Source organism: Streptomyces sp. DSM 120436 (assembly GCF_055778765.1).
In genome coordinates, this window is sequence record NZ_JBSKBS010000001.1 from 896,836 (window position 1) to 912,624 (window position 15,789).

Annotated in this window: 12 protein-coding genes and 2 pseudogenes; 6 read left to right on the forward strand and 8 right to left on the reverse strand. The window is 74.9% G+C overall.

What is annotated here, in order from left to right; genetic code table 11:
• Positions 1 to 22 precede the first annotated feature (22 nt).
• Positions 23 to 904 (reverse strand): formyltetrahydrofolate deformylase, encoded by an 882-nt coding sequence (gene purU / locus ACWH4W_RS04005; protein WP_473074449.1) that lies wholly within the window; start codon positions 902 to 904, stop codon positions 23 to 25.
• Positions 905 to 951: 47 nt separating this feature from the next.
• Positions 952 to 1,398 carry an SCO4402 family protein gene (locus ACWH4W_RS04010; protein WP_473077411.1) on the reverse strand — a complete coding sequence of 149 codons (447 nt, stop codon included), beginning with the start codon at positions 1,396 to 1,398 and terminating at the stop codon, positions 952 to 954.
• 172 nt (positions 1,399 to 1,570) lie between these two features.
• Between ACWH4W_RS04010 and ACWH4W_RS04015 the strand changes: the two genes are divergently transcribed.
• Positions 1,571 to 2,878: an ABC transporter substrate-binding protein gene (locus tag ACWH4W_RS04015; protein ID WP_473074450.1), complete on the forward strand. Its 1,308-nt coding sequence runs from the start codon at positions 1,571 to 1,573 to the stop codon at positions 2,876 to 2,878.
• A 30-nt stretch (positions 2,879 to 2,908) separates the two neighbouring features.
• Here ACWH4W_RS04015 and ACWH4W_RS04020 read toward each other — a convergent pair whose 3' ends face one another.
• Positions 2,909 to 4,732, reverse strand: a complete 1,824-nt coding sequence (locus ACWH4W_RS04020) for a hypothetical protein (RefSeq protein ID WP_473074451.1) — start codon at positions 4,730 to 4,732, stop codon at positions 2,909 to 2,911.
• A gap of 189 nt (positions 4,733 to 4,921) precedes the next feature.
• Entirely contained in the window at positions 4,922 to 6,307 is a 1,386-nt protein-coding gene (locus ACWH4W_RS04025; protein WP_473074452.1) for an NsdA family TPR-like regulatory protein, read from the reverse strand.
• Positions 6,308 to 6,616: 309 nt separating this feature from the next.
• Here ACWH4W_RS04025 and ACWH4W_RS04030 point away from each other — a divergent pair, with 309 nt between their 5' ends.
• Positions 6,617 to 7,279: a bifunctional DNA primase/polymerase gene (locus ACWH4W_RS04030; protein WP_473074453.1), complete on the forward strand. Its 663-nt coding sequence runs from the start codon at positions 6,617 to 6,619 to the stop codon at positions 7,277 to 7,279.
• Positions 7,280 to 7,387: 108 nt separating this feature from the next.
• Positions 7,388 to 7,663, forward strand: a pseudogene (locus tag ACWH4W_RS04035) (ATP-binding cassette domain-containing protein); the annotation flags it as partial.
• A 155-nt stretch (positions 7,664 to 7,818) separates the two neighbouring features.
• On the opposite strand, the gene ACWH4W_RS04040 reads toward ACWH4W_RS04035, so the two are convergent.
• Both ACWH4W_RS04040 and ACWH4W_RS04045 read right to left on the reverse strand, forming a co-directional pair.
• On the reverse strand, positions 7,819 to 8,697 hold the full coding sequence (locus ACWH4W_RS04040) for an alpha/beta fold hydrolase (protein WP_473074454.1): 879 nt from the start codon (positions 8,695 to 8,697) through the stop codon (positions 7,819 to 7,821).
• Between the two features lie 568 nt (positions 8,698 to 9,265).
• Positions 9,266 to 9,958 carry an iron-dependent transcriptional repressor DtxR gene (locus ACWH4W_RS04045; RefSeq protein WP_473074455.1) on the reverse strand — a complete coding sequence of 231 codons (693 nt, stop codon included), beginning with the start codon at positions 9,956 to 9,958 and terminating at the stop codon, positions 9,266 to 9,268.
• 230 nt (positions 9,959 to 10,188) lie between these two features.
• On the opposite strand from ACWH4W_RS04045, the gene ACWH4W_RS04050 reads away from it, so the two are divergent.
• On the forward strand, positions 10,189 to 10,944 hold the full coding sequence (locus tag ACWH4W_RS04050; protein WP_473074456.1) for an SIS domain-containing protein: 756 nt from the start codon (positions 10,189 to 10,191) through the stop codon (positions 10,942 to 10,944).
• 560 nt (positions 10,945 to 11,504) lie between these two features.
• On the opposite strand, the gene ACWH4W_RS04055 is transcribed toward ACWH4W_RS04050, so the two are convergent.
• Both ACWH4W_RS04055 and ACWH4W_RS04060 read right to left on the reverse strand, forming a co-directional pair.
• The gene (locus ACWH4W_RS04055) at positions 11,505 to 12,899 is read right to left on the reverse strand and encodes a PAS domain-containing protein (RefSeq protein WP_473074457.1); all 1,395 of its coding nucleotides are present in this window, start codon (positions 12,897 to 12,899) and stop codon (positions 11,505 to 11,507) included.
• 551 nt (positions 12,900 to 13,450) lie between these two features.
• The gene (locus ACWH4W_RS04060) at positions 13,451 to 14,551 is read right to left on the reverse strand and encodes a citrate synthase 2 (RefSeq protein WP_473074458.1); all 1,101 of its coding nucleotides are present in this window, start codon (positions 14,549 to 14,551) and stop codon (positions 13,451 to 13,453) included.
• A 286-nt stretch (positions 14,552 to 14,837) separates the two neighbouring features.
• On the opposite strand from ACWH4W_RS04060, the gene pdxH reads away from it, so the two are divergent.
• Together pdxH and ACWH4W_RS04070 are read left to right on the forward strand one after the other, a co-directional pair.
• Entirely contained in the window at positions 14,838 to 15,524 is a 687-nt protein-coding gene (gene pdxH, locus ACWH4W_RS04065; protein ID WP_473074459.1) for a pyridoxamine 5'-phosphate oxidase, read from the forward strand.
• Positions 15,525 to 15,563: 39 nt separating this feature from the next.
• Positions 15,564 to 15,662: pseudogene (locus ACWH4W_RS04070) on the forward strand (FitA-like ribbon-helix-helix domain-containing protein); the annotation flags it as partial.
• Between the last annotated feature and the right edge of the window lie 127 nt (positions 15,663 to 15,789).

The following is a 15,789-nucleotide window of genomic DNA, read 5'->3' on the forward strand; positions in this document are numbered from 1 at the left end:
CGGAACCGAGGGCGCCCCGCTCCTAGGCGAAGACGACCGTCCTGCGGCCGTTCAGCAGGATCCTCCGCTCCGCGTGCCACTTCACCGCCCGCGCCAGCGCCTGGCACTCCACGTCCCGCCCGATGGCGACCAGCTGGTCGGGGGTGACGTCGTGCGCCACCCGCTCGACCTCCTGCTCGATGATCGGCCCCTCGTCGAGATCGGCGGTGACGTAGTGCGCCGTCGCCCCGATCAGCTTCACGCCCCGCGCGTGCGCCTGGTGGTACGGCTTCGCGCCCTTGAAGCTCGGCAGGAAGGAGTGGTGGATGTTGATGATCCGCCCCGAGAGCCGCTTGCACAGGTCGTCGGAGAGCACCTGCATGTAGCGGGCGAGGACGACGAGCTCGACGTCCTCCTCGCGCACGATCTCCAGCAGCCGCGCCTCCGCCTCCGGCTTGGTGTCCCCGGTCACCGGGATGTGGTGGAAGGGGATGCCGTAGGAGGCCACCAGCTCGGCGAAGTCGGTGTGGTTGGACACCACTCCGGCGATCTCCACGGGCAGCGCACCGGTCCGCGCCCGGAACAGCAGGTCGTTCAGGCAGTGCCCGAACCTGCTGACCATCAGCAGGATGCGCATCTTCTCGTCGGCCCGGTTGATCTGCCACTCCATCTGGAAGGAGTCGCCGATCGCCGCGAAGCTCGCCCGCAGCTTGTCCACCGTGACCGGGGCCTCGGCGGAGAAGTGGACGCGCATGAAGAACAGACCCGTGTCGTGGTCGCCGAACTGCTGGCTGTCCTCGATGTTGCAGCCGGTCATGAACAGGTAGCTGGACACGGCGTGCACGATGCCCTGCTTGTCGGGGCAGAACAGGGTGAGGACGTACTGGTCGGCCGGGGCCGCGGCTCGGGTGGACTGCTCGCTCATGGGGAAAAGGGTCGCACACACGGACCGGCGTCCGGCCGGTCGTCCCGCTACGCGGAACGGGTCAGGATGCGCAGCACCTCGAGCGTGCTGGGCGGCGCGTCCGGGTCGTCGCCGTCGCTCGCCGCCATCCGCACGTGCGCGTCGCGCGCCGCGCGCAGCGCCTCCGGCCAGCCCTCGTGCTCCAGGTACGCGGCGACCGGGGCGTCCGGGCCGACCTGGTGCATGATGCGCAGCACGCGCAGCACGGCGGTGTCGACGAGCGCGGCCTCCTGGGAGTCGCGGAAGATCGTGCCGACGTACTTCTCCGCGGACCAGTTGTCCAGCCAGGTGTCCTCGACCAGCCGGTACACGGCGTCGGTGACGTCCCCGTAGCCGGGGACCCCGGCCAGCCAGACGTCCCGCTGGAAGACGGGGTCGGAGAGCATGTGCAGCGCGGAGCGCACATTGCTGCGCCAGCGCCACCACGGCATGTCGTTGAGCGGCATGCCGCCCATGGTGGAGGAGCGACGGCCGCGACGGGAAGAGTTCTCCGAACCTTGCACGGTCGTCGATCGTACGGTTCCGCCTCGTACGCGCCGGACGGGCCCCCGCAATTCACCTCCGCGTCACCCGTCGTCGACCGAGCGTCACGGCGTGGTTCGCTGGGCGGGGGAAGGGTGCGGGGGCATGACCGGCAGGCGACGCACCCCCAGCACCGTCCTCCCCCGCCCCCTCGTCCGGCCCGCCCGCGCCGGCGCCCTGGCCGCGGGCGCGCTGGCGGCGTGCGCCGCGCTGGTCGCCGGCTGCGGGGTCGTCCCCGGTGTCACGGGGGGCTCCGGGGACGACACGATCACCGTGATGACGTGGGCGCCCGAGGGCACCGGCGCCACCAACAAACCCGGCATGCCCGCGTTCGCCGAGGCCTACGGCCGCTGGGTGAACGCCCGCGGCGGCCTCAACGGCCGCACGCTGAAGGTGCTGACCTGCAACGAACGCGACGACGCGGCGGCCGCGGCGCGCTGCGCCCGGCGCGCGGTGGAGGAGAACGCCGTCGCCGTGGTCGGCTCCTACAGCCAGCACGGCGACGCCTTCCTGCCCACGCTGGAGGCCGCCGGCATCCCGTACATCGGCGGCTACGGCATCACCCACGACGAGTTCACCAGCCCGCTGTCCTACCCCGTGAACGGCGGGCAGCCCGCCCTGCTCGCCGGGCTCGGCCGCACCCTCGCCGACGCGTGCGGGCCGGTCGTCCTGGTCCGGCCGGACACCATCGCGGGCGACCAGTTCCCGCCGCTGCTGGACTCCGGCCTCACGGCGGGCGGCCACGATCCGGCCGACGACCTGCGCGCCGCCGAGGCCGCGACCTCCTACGGCGACGCCGCCGAGCGGGCGCTGGAGCACGCGGCCACCGGCACCGGGGAGAAGGGCTGCGTGGTGCCGGCGCTCGGCGACCGCACGGGCACCTTCATGGACTCCTTCCGGCGGGCCCGCGGCGAGCACCCCGAGGTGCGCACCGCGACCGTGCTGGGCAGCGTCGACCAGACGGTGCTGGACGCCTCCGGCGGGGCGTCGGGGCCCTACGAGGGGGCCTACGTCACCGGCTGGTACCCGGAGGCGGGGGACGCGCGCTGGGACCCGATGAAGGAGGTCGTGCGGGCGGAGGCGTTCGGCGACAACCGGATCGACCCGGCGGACGCCGGGGTGCAGACGACGTGGATCGCCTACACCGTGTTCCGCCAGGCCGTGGAGTCGCTCGGGGACGGGGAGGTCAGCGCGGACACCGTGACCGGCGCGCTGGACGGCGGCCTGAAGGTCACCACCGGCGACCTCACCCCCACCCTGCGCTGGACGTTCCAGGACGTCCTCGCCGCGGTCGGCCTCCCCCGCCTGGTCAACGCGCACGTCACCCTCCAGGTGGTCGAGCGGGGCCGCCTCGTCTCGGCCGCGGACGGCTTCACGGACGTGACGTCCACCTTGAGGGAAGCAGCTCTGTAGAAGCGTCCCGCCCCCGGGCGGACCCACCCCTCACAACTGCGTGGGCTCCCGCTCGGTCAGCCCGTACTGCCGGGCGATCCCGTTCCACAGGTCCGCGGCCTTCTTCTTCTGCTCGGTGGCGGTCCCGCTGGCGCGGTTCCCCGCCTCGGTCTCCCCCGTGCTGCGCGCCTGCCCCTTCTTGCAGCCCTTCTTGCCCTTGGTCTGGTCCGCCCAGCGCGCGTAGTGGTCGTCGGCCGAGGCGGACGCCTTCCACGCCTCCCGCAGCGCCTCGGTCAGCGCCTCGTGCTGGGGCAGCTTGTCCACGGGGAGCTGGGACAGGTCGGTCACCAGCTGGTTCCGCTGCTTGGCGGCCTCCCGCAGGTCGGAGGCGGCCTTGCCGAGGTCGCGGCACGCCTTCACGTCCTCCACCGCGTCGATCACGGTGCTGCGGCTGTCGCCGCTGTGCGCCAGCAGCTTGTCCAGCTCGACGGCCTGCTCGCGGGCCGGGTCGACGGTCGGCGAGGGTGAGGGTGAGGCCTCCACGCTCGCGGGCGCGGTGGCGGAGACCGGCTGGTTCGTGCCGCCGTCGTCGTCCTTGCCGCCGCTGCCGAGCAGGGCGCCCGCGCCGACGCCGACGACGGCGATGCCGACGCCGACCGCGGCGATCAGCGGCCAGCGGGGGCCGCCGTTGCCGCCACCGCCGCGTCCGCCGCGGCCCCCGCGGCCCGCGACGGGCGGGGCGGGCGGTCCGGGCGGTCCGGGCGGGGTGCGGTCGGCCCGGGCGGGACGGCCGTAGTCCAGGCGCGGCATCTGCTGGGTGGTGCCCGCCGCGCCATCGCCGTCGCGGAAGAGGTTGTCGAACTCGGCGGGCGGCTGCCGGCCGGCGTCACCGGGCGCGGCGCCGTACGGCTGCGGCGGCCCCTGGTCGGTGATCGGGGCGATGAACCGGGTGGGCTCGGCGTCCGGGTCACCGGGCCGCGGAAGCGGTCCCGGACCGGCCGGCGGCTGGGCGATGCCGAGGTCGCGGGTGGCCTCCGCGTCGTGCGCGGCGGGCATCTCGGGCGGCAGCGCGCCCGGGGCGACCGGGGGTATGTACTGGGTCGCGCCCTCGTCGGCCCCGCCCGCCGGGACCGGGGGTATGTACTGGGTCGCGCCCTCGTCGGCCCCGCCCGCCGGGACCGGCGGGATGAGCTGCGTGGCGCCCTCGTCCACGCCGGGCGCGGGCGGCGGCAGCGGGGCGCCGGGGGCGGGCGGGTAGCCGTACCCGCCGCCGTCGGGGGCGCCGTAGCCGGAGCCGTGCTGCGGCGGCAGCGGGCCGCCCGCGGTGTGCCCGCCGTACGCGGCGGCGCCCGGGGCGGCCTGCCCGTAGCCGTCGGTTCCGGCGTGCCCGTAGCCGTCGGTTCCGGCGTGCCCGTAGCCGGGGCCCTGCTGCCCGGTGGGCGCGCCGCCCTGGCCGTAGGCGCCGTGCCCGCCCTGCGCGGGCGGGTAGCCGCCCTGGGGCGGAGCGCCCTCGGGCGGCAGCGGGCCGGGACCGTCCTGCGGCCGGCCGCCGTGCTGCGGGCCGCCCTGCGCCTGGCTCCCGGCGTCCCAGGAGGGCGGCTGCTGCTGCCACTGCCCGTCGTTCGCGGACGGCCACTCCTGGCCCGAGGACGGGGCGGCGGCCTGCCGGCCGGGGCCCCAGGAGGTCCCCCAGGTCTGGCCGCCGGGCGGCGCCGGGGCGGGGAACCCGCCGGCGGGCGGGCCGTCCGTACCGCCGGGCGCGACCGGACCGGACGTCACGCCCGGCAGCAGGGGCTCGCCACCGTCCGAGGGCAGCACGATGCCTTCGCGCGCGGGAGGCGCCGAGGGCTCCTCGCCCTGTCCACTCTGCGTCACCGGGACTCCTACCCATGGGGGACCTTGTGAATCGTCGGCTCACGCTACCGGGTCCCCGGAGCCCCGTGCCACGCAGCACAGAACCTGGCCTCCTGCCCTGTGAGCGCGGTAACAAAACCCGGTCACCGGGCGCTGGTTACGTCCCCTCCGTCCCGCCCGCCTCCCGTGACGCACGCGGTGTCGCGGACGTCACGCCGCCGTCTGGAGCTCCACCCGCGCCCCGAACTCCCGTACCACCGGCTCCTCCCGGTACGGCTCGAGGCGCTGCTGGAGGTCCTCCAGGTACTCCGCGCCCCGGTTGGAGCGCAGCTTGCCGAGCAGTTCGGCCGCCTTCAGGCCCGTGGCACAGGCCTGTTCGATCTCGCGCTGCTGCACCTGCGCGGTGGCGAGCAGCACGTAGCCGATGGCCCGGCGCCGCGCGCGTGCGGGCGGGTGGCCGTCCAGCGCCTCCCGCGCGCACCGCGCGGCGGCCTCCGCCTGGCCGAGGTCGCGGTGGCAGTGCGCCAACTCGTCAGCCAGATAGGCCTCGTCGAAGTGCGTGATCCACGGCGGGTCGTCGCCCGAGCCCGGGTCGGCGGCCTCCAGGGCGCTCACGGCACGCCCCGCGACGGTGTGCGCGGCCTGGGCGTCGCCCATCAGCGCGTGCCCGCGGGCCTCGGCCGCGAGGAACATCGCCTCGGCGCGGGGGGGCACGCGCCCCCGCGTGCCTTCCTGCGCCGCGCGTGCCAACTGGGCGATCTCGCGCGGGTTTCCGAGCTGCGCGGCGAGGTGGCTCATGGACGCGGCGAGCACGTACCCGCCGTAGCCGCGGTCCCCGGCGGCCTGCGCGAGCCGCAGCGCCTGGATGTAGTACCTCTGGGCCAGGCCCGGTTGGCCGGTGTCGACGGCCATGTACCCGGCCAGTTCGGTCAGTCGGGCGACGGCGGCGAACAGGTCGCGCCCCACCGCCTCGCGGTACGACCCCGCCAGCATCCCCGAGACCACGCTGTTGAGGTAGTGCACCACGACCGGGCGGACGTGCCCGCTGCCGTACTGGTGGTCCAGCACGACCAGCGCCTCCGTCATGGACCGCACCGCCGCCACGTCCGACTGGCCCACGCGCGGTCCGGAGGAGCGCGCGACCTGGCCGTCGGGCGCGGAGATCAGCCAGTCCCGGCTGGGCTCCACCAGCGCGGAGGCGGCGACGGACGACCCGGACAGGAAGTCCCGCCGCCCCACGTCGCTGCGCCACAGCTCGCAGACCTGCTCGATGGCGCCCAGTACCGTCGGCGAGAACTGGAGGCCGACCCCCGACGCGAGGTTCTTGCCGTTGGCCATGCCGATCTCGTCGATCGTCACCGTGCGGCCCAGCTTGCGGCCCAGCGCCTCCGCGATGACGGCCGGCGCCCGGCCCCGCGGCTGCTGTCCGCGCAGCCAGCGGGCCACCGACGTCTTGTCGTAGCGCAGGTCGAGGCCGTGCTCCGCGCCGCACATGTTGACCCTGCGGGCCAGTCCGGCGTTGGAGCATCCGGCTTCCTGGATGAGCGCCTGCAGCCGTTCGTTCGGCTGCCGGGCGACGAGCGGCCTTGCGGCCATGGCGTACCCCCTGAGGCTGCGGTGCCTGCCCACGCACCGGGTTGACGTGTTGTCCGCGGCCGTACGTCTCACGTCGTCCCGGCGAGACGTCCGGCCGGGAGGATCAATGCCCCGTCGAGATACCGACAATGCGGGACATGTGAGAATTGCCGGGGTATCGACGGTTGCCGACCCCCCTCCTGGTTACCCCGTCGCAGTGGCGGATCCCCCCGCGCGCCCCCATGGATGCACCCATGCGCCCCGGACACGGGCCCGGTGCCCCTCCCCCGCGCATTCGGCAGGGCGTAACCCCTGGTGACGGGAGTAGTTGTGTTCCTCGTGGAAGAGACGATCGCGGGCGCCGACGCCGTACAGATCCCGACGCAGCGCGGGGAATCGCTGCTGGACACCGCCGTGCGCTATGCCGAGGAGCGCCACTGGGACGTGGTGCCGGGCACCTGGACCGAGGTCGTCGACGGGGTGCACGCCTGCTCGTGCGGTGACGCGGCGTGTTCCGCCCCCGGCGCGCACCCGGCGGGGCCCGACTGGGCGGACCGGGCGACCGGGAGTGCCGGCGCCGCGCGCCGGATGTGGCAACAGCGGCCCGGCGCCTCGGTCCTGCTGCCCACCGGGCGCACCTTCGACGCGATCTCCGTGCCGGAGACGGCCGGTCTCCTGGCGCTGGCGCGGCTGGAGCGGATGAGCCTCACGCCCGGCCCGGTGACCCGGACGCCGTACCGGCGCACGGAGTTCTTCGTGCTGCCCGGGGCGGCGGCGAAGCTCCCGGACCTGCTGCGCGCGCTGGGCTGGACGGCGTCGTCGCTCGACCTGGCCGTCCTGGGCGAGGGGTCGTACGTGGCCGCGCCGCCGACCCGGGTGGGGCGCCACGGGGCCGTGCAGTGGGCCCGTCGGCCGACCCGGGAGAACCGCTGGCTGCCGGACGCGGAGGAGCTGGTGCCCGCACTGGCGTACGCCTGCGGCCAGAACCGGTGACGGAGGTTCGCTTTCCGCGCCGACGTGGCGCGTTGGTCTCCTCGTAGGCTCTGGGCGACAGGGGGGAGACGCGGCGGGGGCTGTCGCCGTCGGCGGGACCGGCCCGGGCTGCCCGCGCGGCGGTCCGTCGGCCCGGCCGGGCCGAACGGCGCCGGGAGGACCACCACCCTGTCCACGGTGACGGGGCTGCTGCGCCCGGACCGGGACGCCGTCGAGATCGCCGGCCACGACGCGGGGCGCGATCCGGTGCGGGTGAAGGCCCGGATCGGCGTGCTCCCGGAGGGACTTCGTCCCTCCGAGCGGCTGCCGGGACGCGAACTGCTCGCCCGCACCGGCCGGTTGCGCGGGCTGCCCGGCGAGGAGGCCGACAAGCGGGGCGCCCGCGCACGCCGGGCGCCGCCGCCCCCCCTCCGTGCGCTCCGGCGGGCCGGGGCGGTCCTGGCGCGGGACGACGCCCGGCCGGCCCGGTCGAGACCGGCGGCGGTCGCGGCGGCGCACCGCACCCCCTCCCCCGGGCATCGCCGCCGGCCCTCGCGGCCTCACGCCGTGTCGAGGGAGGCCAGGAAGGGTTCGATGGCGGCGAGCCAGGCTTCGGGCTGGTCGTAGTGGACGAGGTGGCCGGCGTCGGCGACCTCGGCGTACTGACCGCGGGGGAGGACGCGGACCATCTCCTGGGCCTCGGCGCGGCCCAGTTCGCCGTCCAGGCCGCGGACCACCAGGGCGGGGCAGCGGACCTGGGCCAGCTCCTCCCAGTGGGCGTCGTGGACCCAGGTCGCGCGGGAGCGGAGCATCTGGTCGGGGTCGAAGACGGGACGCCAGCCGTCGGGGGCCTCCGCCATCACCTCGGCGTAGAACTCGCCGCGGGCCGGATGGGGCCGCTCCACCCAGGGGTCGTCCTCGCCGAACCACTTCCGTACGTCGGCGAGGGTGGCGAAGGGGACCGGCCAGGACGTGAACCACTCCGCCCACTCGCGCTGCGAGGCGCCCCCGAGGGCGGAGGCCCGCATGTCGCAGATGACCAGGCCGCGGACCAGGTCGGGGCGTTTGGCGGCCAGCTGCCAGGCGGTCAGCGCACCCATCGCGTGGCCGATCAGGACGGCGGGGCCGAGGCCGAGCTGCTCGAGGGCGGCCTCCGCGTCGTCGACGTAGGCGTCCCGGCTGAAGGCGCCCTCCGGGGGCTTGTCGCTGCGGCCGTGGCCACGCTGGTCGAGGGCGACCGCCCGGTGCCGCGCGGAGAGCCGGCGGGCGGTGGACGCCCAGTGCGAGGCGCGGCCCATCAGACCGTGCAGCAACAGCACGCCGGGCGCGTCCGGCGCGGTCCCTCCCTCGGGGCCGGGTCCGGCCTTGGCCGGGTCGCCGAACTCCCAGGCGGCCAGGCGTACGCCGTCCGCCCCCGTCACGTCGATGCGTCGCGCCATGGTCCTGGCACCCCCCAAGCTCGCTGCCTGCCCACTGCCTGCCGCCGGCGTCCCGGCCCGCGCCGGCCGCCGGCCTCTGCCTGTTGCCACTGCCGCACGTTATCGAATGGACATTCGAGAGTGCCCTTTTGCCCGGCAACACCCCTCGTTCGAGTGACCCCGCTCGGGATTTGACCGCCGTGGCCCGGGGGAGATCTTCAGCGGGGGGCGGACCGCTCGGGGAAATCGGTCCGCGGGGAATGACCCTGAGAGCTCGGGGCTCCGGGTCAGCACAGGGGAGGACAGGCCCCGGCGCCGTGCGGCGCCGGGGCTCCTCACGTGGTCACGGCACATCGTCCCGCCCCTCCCCGGCCCGGGCGGCGTCCGCGTCTCCGGGCCAAGAACCCCTCAGGTCATATGCCCCACACGACAGCCTCGCACGTCGGCCCGGCGACCGCTGCGATTCGGCGCAACGGGGACGCGGCGGCGCCGGGTCCGGCGCATGGTCCGGCGCGTCCCCGGTCGGCGGGCGTGCACCGCTCGCCCCACCGGTCACGCCCCCCACCGGTCCCCCTGTCGGCGGCCGGCGTCAGGGCCTGGCGACGAAGACGTGCGAGGCGACCTCCGCCTCCAGCTCCGCCGCCTCGCCGCTGCTGCCCACCAGCACGCCGCCCGCGGACTCCGTCACGCTCACCACCGAGCCGGGCTGCACACCCGCCCGGCGCAGCGAGTACATCAGCTGCGCGTCCGTCTGGATCGGCTCGCCGATCCGGCGCACCACGACCGTCTTGCCCTCGGCGCCAGGGTCGAGGTCGGCCAGCGACACCATGCCCTCGTCGAGGAACGGGACGGCGCCGTCCGTCTCGCCCAGCTCCTCCAGCCCCGGGATCGGGTTGCCGTACGGCGACTCGGTCGGGTGCCGCAGCAGCTCCAGGACGCGGCGCTCGACGGCCTCGCTCATCACGTGCTCCCAGCGGCACGCCTCGGCGTGCACCTGCTCCCACTCCAGACCGATCACGTCGACCAGGAGACACTCGGCGAGGCGGTGCTTGCGCATCACGCGGGTGGCCAGCCGGCGGCCCTCCTCCGTGAGCTCCAGATGGCGGTCCGGGGCGACGGACACCAGGCCGTCGCGCTCCATCCGGGCCACCGTCTGGCTGACCGTCGGCCCGCTCTGGTCGAGCCGCTCGGCGATCCGGGCGCGCATGGGGACCACACCTTCCTCCTCCAGCTCGAGGATGGTGCGGAGATACATCTCCGTGGTGTCGATCAGTCCGGACATACTTGCCCCTTGATGAGATCTGCGGATTGGCTCTGCCGGAAGGCTGGACGGCTCACCGGCGTGTGCGCTGGCCCGATACCCAATTCTTGCGCATACGACGGACAACCGGGCCGCGCCCCGGAAACACGGGGGTCCGGCCACCGGGAAACGGCCGTCCGGACACCGTATTGACACGGCAGCGGTCCGGACCGCACGGTGATCCGCGACAGGTCCGCCCCGAAGGGAGCCGCATGAGCGACCGCACGCCCGCCGGCCAGTTCCTCGACGCCGCGATCGGGCTGCTGCGGCGGCTCCGCGACGAGGAGGACGGGCCGATGGCGGCCGCGGGCACGATGATCGCGGACACGGTCGTCGACGGCGGACGGCTCTTCGCCTTCGGCGCGGGCCACTCCTCGCTCGCCGCGCAGGACCTCGTCTACCGCGCGGGCGGGCTCGCCCTGATGAACCTGCTCACCGTTCCGGGGGCCGTCGGCGTCGACGTCAGGCCGGCGACGCTGGGGTCCGCGCTGGAGCGGGTGGACGGGCTGGCGGGTGCGGTGCTGGACTCCTCCCCGCTGCGGGAGGGCGACCTGCTGGTGATCATCTCCCTGTCCGGGCGCAACGCGCTGCCGGTGGAGATGGCGGTGAAGGCGCGCGCCAAGGGCGTGAAGGTGATCGGCGTGACGTCGGTGGCGTACGCGGCGCGGACGGCGGCGCGGAACCCCTCCGGGACGTTCCTCAAGGACCACTGCGACCTGGTGCTGGACTCCGGGATCACGGTCGGCGACGCCGAGCTGACCTGGGAGGGCGTGCCCGCGCCGTTCGCGCCGGCGTCCACGGTCGTCACCTCGGCGCTGCTGCAGGCGGTCATGGCCACCGCCGCGGCCACCCTCGCCGACCGCGGCATCGAGCCGCCCCTGCTGCGCTCGGGCAACGTCGACGGCGGCCACGACTGGAACGCCCGCGTGATGTCGGAGTACGGCGACCGGATCTTCTACCAGCACTGAGCCCGGTACGCCGCGGGCCGTCCCGGGCAGCCCTCCCCGACGTCCCGGCCGCGTGCGGGGGCACGCGGCCTACGGCTGGGGCGGTCCTGAGCCGCCGCGTCCCGGCGTCTCGAGAACCGCACCCCGCGCCCCGGTCACCTCAGCAGCCCTTTCGTCCGAGCCACCGCCTCGGGCAGTCCGCGGCGGAGCTGTCGCTGCCGTACGGGGCCGCGCGATCACGGCCGCCGGCTCGCGGACCTCCGCACCGGCGCCCCGCGCGTGATCCGGCGGACGGACCCCCGCGTCAGCGCCCCGCGCGCACCGGCGGGCGGACCCCCGCGTCACCGCGCCCCGGGCACGTCCGTGGCGGCGCGATCACGGCCGCCGGCTCGCACCCCCTCCGCGCCGGCGCCCCGCGCGCATCCCACGGTCCCCGCGTCACCGCGCCCCGGACACATCCATCACCGCGCGACCATGACCACCGGCTCGCACACCCCCCGCGTCAGCACCCCGCGCGCACCGGCGGGCGGACCCCCGCGTCACCGCGCCCCGGGCGGCTCCCCGTGCGCCCGGCCCGCGCCTCACCGTTCCCCGGGCAGCAGCGACGCCAGGTCCAGCGCCGTGGCGATGTGTGCCGCCACGTCCTCCGCGTACACCGCGTCGGCGCGTTCGAAGGCCGTGCGGTGGGACGTGCGCAGAAACGTCACGGCACCGAGGGTGCGACCGCGGCTGCGGAGGACCGTGCACAGGGCGTGGACCGTGTCCTTCGGCCACTGGCGGGCCAGCGCCCACTCCCGTGCCGCGTCCCCCTGGAGCGAGCCCGCGCCGGCCCGTACCGACCCGGCGCGCTCCACGCACTGCAGCGCCGGATGCCCGTCGGCGTAGAGCGCCGGGAGCCCCGCCCTGCCGTCCAGGCGACTGGGGCCCGAACCGCCGGAGGGGGTCTCGGCGATCCGCACCAGCCGTACCCGGTCGGTGTCGGCCCCGCCCTCGGCGACCCGGTCGATCAGGGCGTGGTCGGCGAAGCCGGCGAGCGCGAAGTCCAGGTGGACGGTCGCCGCCTCGGCCGGGTCCTCGCACTCCGCCGCCGCGCGGGCCGCCCGGTGCAGTTGCTGGGCGCGGAACCGCAGCAGCGACGCCTCCTGCTCGCCCTGCCGCGACTCGGTCACGTCCTGGAACAGCCAGCCCACTCCCAGCGGCACCGGCTCCTCCGCGAGCGGCGACGACAGCCGCACGAACCCGTTCCGCCAGCACCTGCGGCGCTCGCCCTCCGGCGTCCGCACGGTCACCCACAGTTCGGCCGGCGCGGGCGGCGCGCCCTCGGCGAGCACATGGGTGAGCGCGCTCTCCAGCTCCTCCACGCCCTGGGCCAGCAGTTCCCCCAGCGGCCGCCCCAGCACCGCCGTGCGCCCCGCGCCGAGCGCCCGCGCGGCGTACGCGTTGGCCACGGCGGGGCGCAGGTCGGCGTCGACGAGGACGACGCCCCAGCTCGCGTCCTCCAGCAGCGCCTCGCTCAGCGCGATGGACCGCTCCAGGTCGATCTGCGCGTGCACCTCGCTGAACGCGCAGTAGACCCCGGCGGGCCTGCCGTCGGGGCCGCGTACGGCGGCGGACTGGGTGCGCACCAGCACGCGGCGGCCGTCCTTGGTCAGCAGCGCGAACTCGTTCACCTGCCGGCCGGGCGCGTCCATGGCCGACATCAGCCGGGCCTCGACCTCCTCGGCGTCCGCGCTGCGCACGGCCCATCCGGCGAACCCGGTCCGGCCCACCGCCTGCTCGGCGGTCCAGCCGAGGATGCGCTCGGCCTCGCGGTTCCAGTGGGTCACCACGCCGTCCGCGTCGAAGGCGCACAGCGCGGCGTCCATGCCGTCGAGCAGCGCCGCGAGCAGGTCGGAGCCGGCCGGCCCCTCCCGCTCGGGCCCGGGCCCCTCCGGCCCGAGCGCGTCGGTGGCCCCACTACGCCGGGATGCACCCACCTGAACCCCCTGCAGGCTGTGTCCGCACGTACGGCACGACGATTCGCTCACCAACAATCATTCAACTTGAACGTGACTCAGCGCACATCAAGTTCCCGACAAGATGAGGGGAATTGTTGTCCGCCCCCCGTCTACCCACGCTTTCACGAGGCAAAAGACCTCGCGCGGCGGCCGGGGCACGACGAGGGGGCGGCCGGCCGGGCAGCGTGCGCCGGCGTGTGCGTGACGCACGGTGGACGCACGGTGGACGCACGGAGGGTGCCGCCGGAGAACCGGCACAAAAAGCGGTTGATCCGGCGGCGGGTGGTTTCTTAGGGTGGTGGTACTTCGGAAAGGAGGTGGTTCGGCAGATGTATGACAACCGGACGGAAGAGGTGGCTGCGGGCTAGTGGCCCGTCGTCGTACTCGGTTCGGCGCCGGACCGGCGTGCACGAGATGCACGCAGCCGGCCTAATCCAACGCAGTCACCCGACCCGCGAGTCGCCGGTAACGTCCGGCCGGCTCCCCCGAGGGGGAACCTGACTCGCGGGTCGCCTGCGTTCCCGGACCGGTCAGCGGGCGAGGGACGTGTAGCCCTCGATCTCCCGCGGGTCGCGCGAGCCCGGGCCCACGTAGCGGGCCGACGGGCGGACCAGTCGGCCCGTGCGCTTCTGCTCCAGGATGTGCGCCGACCAGCCCGCGGTGCGGGCGCAGGTGAACATCGACGTGAACATGTGGGCCGGCACCTCGGCGAAGTCCAGCACGATCGCGGCCCAGAACTCCACGTTCGTGGCCAGCACCCGGTCCGGGCGGCGGGCGTGCAGCTCGGCCAGGGCGGCCTTCTCCAGCGCCTCGGCGACCTCGTAGCGCGGCGCGCCCAGCTCACGGGCGGTGCGACGCAGCACGCGGGCGCGCGGGTCCTCCGCGCGGTAGACGCGGTGGCCGAACCCCATCAGGCGCTCGCCCTTGTCGAGGGTCCGCTTGACGTACGCCTCGGCGTCCCCGGTGCGCTCGATCTCCTCGATCATGTGCAGCACGCGCGAGGGCGCGCCGCCGTGCAGCGGGCCGGACATGGCGCCGACGGCCCCGGAGAGGGCGGCGGCGACGTCCGCGCCGGTGGAGGCGATGACGCGGGCGGTGAACGTGGAGGCGTTCATGCCGTGCTCGGCGGCCGACGTCCAGTACGCGTCGACGGCGGCGACGTGCTTGGGGTCGGGCTCGCCGCGCCAGCGGATCATGAAGCGCTCGACGACCGACTCGGCCTTGTCTATCTCGTTCTGCGGCACCATCGGCAGCCCCTGGCCGCGCGCCGACTGGGCGACGTACGACAGGGCCATGACGGCGGCGCGGGCGAGGTCCTCGCGGGCCTGCTCGGCATCGATGTCGAGGAGCGGTTTCAGGCCCCACACGGGGGCGAGCATGGCGAGCGCGGACTGCACGTCGACGCGTATGTCACCGGAGTGCACGGGGATGGGGAACGGCTCGGCGGGCGGCAGTCCGGGGGCGAACGCCCCGTCGACGAGCAGCCCCCACACGTTGCCGAAGGAGACGTGCCCGACCAGATCCTCGATGTCGACGCCCCGGTAGCGCAGGGCACCGCCCTCCTTGTCCGGTTCGGCGATCTCCGTCTCGAACGCGACGACTCCTTCGAGCCCGGGTACGAAGTCGGACATCAGCGGCTCCTCTGCGATGGGTGACAGACGGTGTGGTGGGGTGGGACGTCCCTGTGTCGTGGCGCGGTCGGCGTGGGTCCGGGGGATCCGCGGTCGGCTCGGGTGGACTCGCGGTCGTGGACGTCACCCCTGTGATGCCCGGCTGGCGGTCACCCAACCGGATCAGTGCCAGCACGATATCCCTGAGTGCCAGTTTTGGGGAGGGCTCGCGGCACTGAGTGCCACCCGTGAACTTGGGCACCGCCCGTCTGTGACGTGGGACACCGGCCCCTCGGGGCCCGGGGGGATGCGGCAGGATGACGGCGTGACCGACCGAGACGCCGTCCCCCTCGATCTCGCCTCGATGCGCAAGCAGTACCGGACCGAGGGGCTCTCCGAGACCGACCTCGCCGCCACCCCCGTCGAGCAGTTCGCGCGCTGGTTCGCGCAGGCCGCGCGGGAGGGCGGGCTGTTCGAGCCGAACGCCATGATCGTGTCGACCGCGGACGCCGCGGGCCGGCCCAGCTCGCGCACGGTGCTGCTGAAGCACTTCGACGCGAGCGGGTTCGTCTTCTACACCAACTACGAGTCCCGCAAGGGCCGCGACCTGGCCGGGAACCCGCACGTCTCGCTGCTGTTCCCGTGGCACCCGGTCGCCCGGCAGGTCATCGTCACCGGCACGGCGCGGCGCACCGGCCGCGCCGAGACGGCCGCGTACTTCCGCACCCGGCCGCACGGCTCCCAGCTGGGCGCGTGGGCCAGCGGGCAGTCGACGGTGATCGCCTCCCGCGAGGAGCTCGACGCGGCCTACGCCGAGCTGGCGGCGCGCTACCCGGAGCCCGAGCGGGTTCCGGTGCCGCCGCACTGGGGCGGGTTCCGGGTGACCCCGGAGACGGTGGAGTTCTGGCAGGGCCGCGAGAACCGCCTCCACGACCGCCTGCGGTACGTCGCCGTGCCCGGCGGGGGCTGGCGGGTGGAACGGCTCGCGCCGTGAGGGGGAGCACTTTGCTTGCAACGGGGACAGGATGCTTGCATGCCCACGATTCACGTACGCGACGTCCCGGACGACACGCTCCGGACACTGAAGACGGGAGCGGCGAAAAGCGGGCAGTCGCTGCAGAACCACGTCCTGCAGTTGCTCACCGGCGAGGCCGCCCTCCTGTCGCTCGAGGAGGCGGCGCGTGAGGCCCGCGCCATCGCGGCACGCGCGAATGTGACGGCGGACGACATCTCGGAAGCCACGCGCGAGATGCGAGGGG

What these genes read in the sequence shown, in the direction of transcription:
- purU (WP_473074449.1), bottom strand. Translation starts at nt 904, where the DNA reads ATGAGCGAGCAGTCCACCCGAGCCGCGGCCCCGGCCGACCAGTACGTC.
- ACWH4W_RS04010 (WP_473077411.1), bottom strand. Translation starts at nt 1,398, where the DNA reads ATGGGCGGCATGCCGCTCAACGACATGCCGTGGTGGCGCTGGCGCAGC.
- ACWH4W_RS04015 (WP_473074450.1), top strand. Translation starts at nt 1,571, where the DNA reads ATGACCGGCAGGCGACGCACCCCCAGCACCGTCCTCCCCCGCCCCCTC.
- ACWH4W_RS04025 (WP_473074452.1), bottom strand. Translation starts at nt 6,307, where the DNA reads ATGGCCGCAAGGCCGCTCGTCGCCCGGCAGCCGAACGAACGGCTGCAG.
- ACWH4W_RS04040 (WP_473074454.1), bottom strand. Translation starts at nt 8,697, where the DNA reads ATGGCGCGACGCATCGACGTGACGGGGGCGGACGGCGTACGCCTGGCC.
- ACWH4W_RS04045 (WP_473074455.1), bottom strand. Translation starts at nt 9,958, where the DNA reads ATGTCCGGACTGATCGACACCACGGAGATGTATCTCCGCACCATCCTC.
- ACWH4W_RS04050 (WP_473074456.1), top strand. Translation starts at nt 10,189, where the DNA reads ATGAGCGACCGCACGCCCGCCGGCCAGTTCCTCGACGCCGCGATCGGG.
- ACWH4W_RS04060 (WP_473074458.1), bottom strand. Translation starts at nt 14,551, where the DNA reads ATGTCCGACTTCGTACCCGGGCTCGAAGGAGTCGTCGCGTTCGAGACG.
- pdxH (WP_473074459.1), top strand. Translation starts at nt 14,838, where the DNA reads ATGCGGCAGGATGACGGCGTGACCGACCGAGACGCCGTCCCCCTCGAT.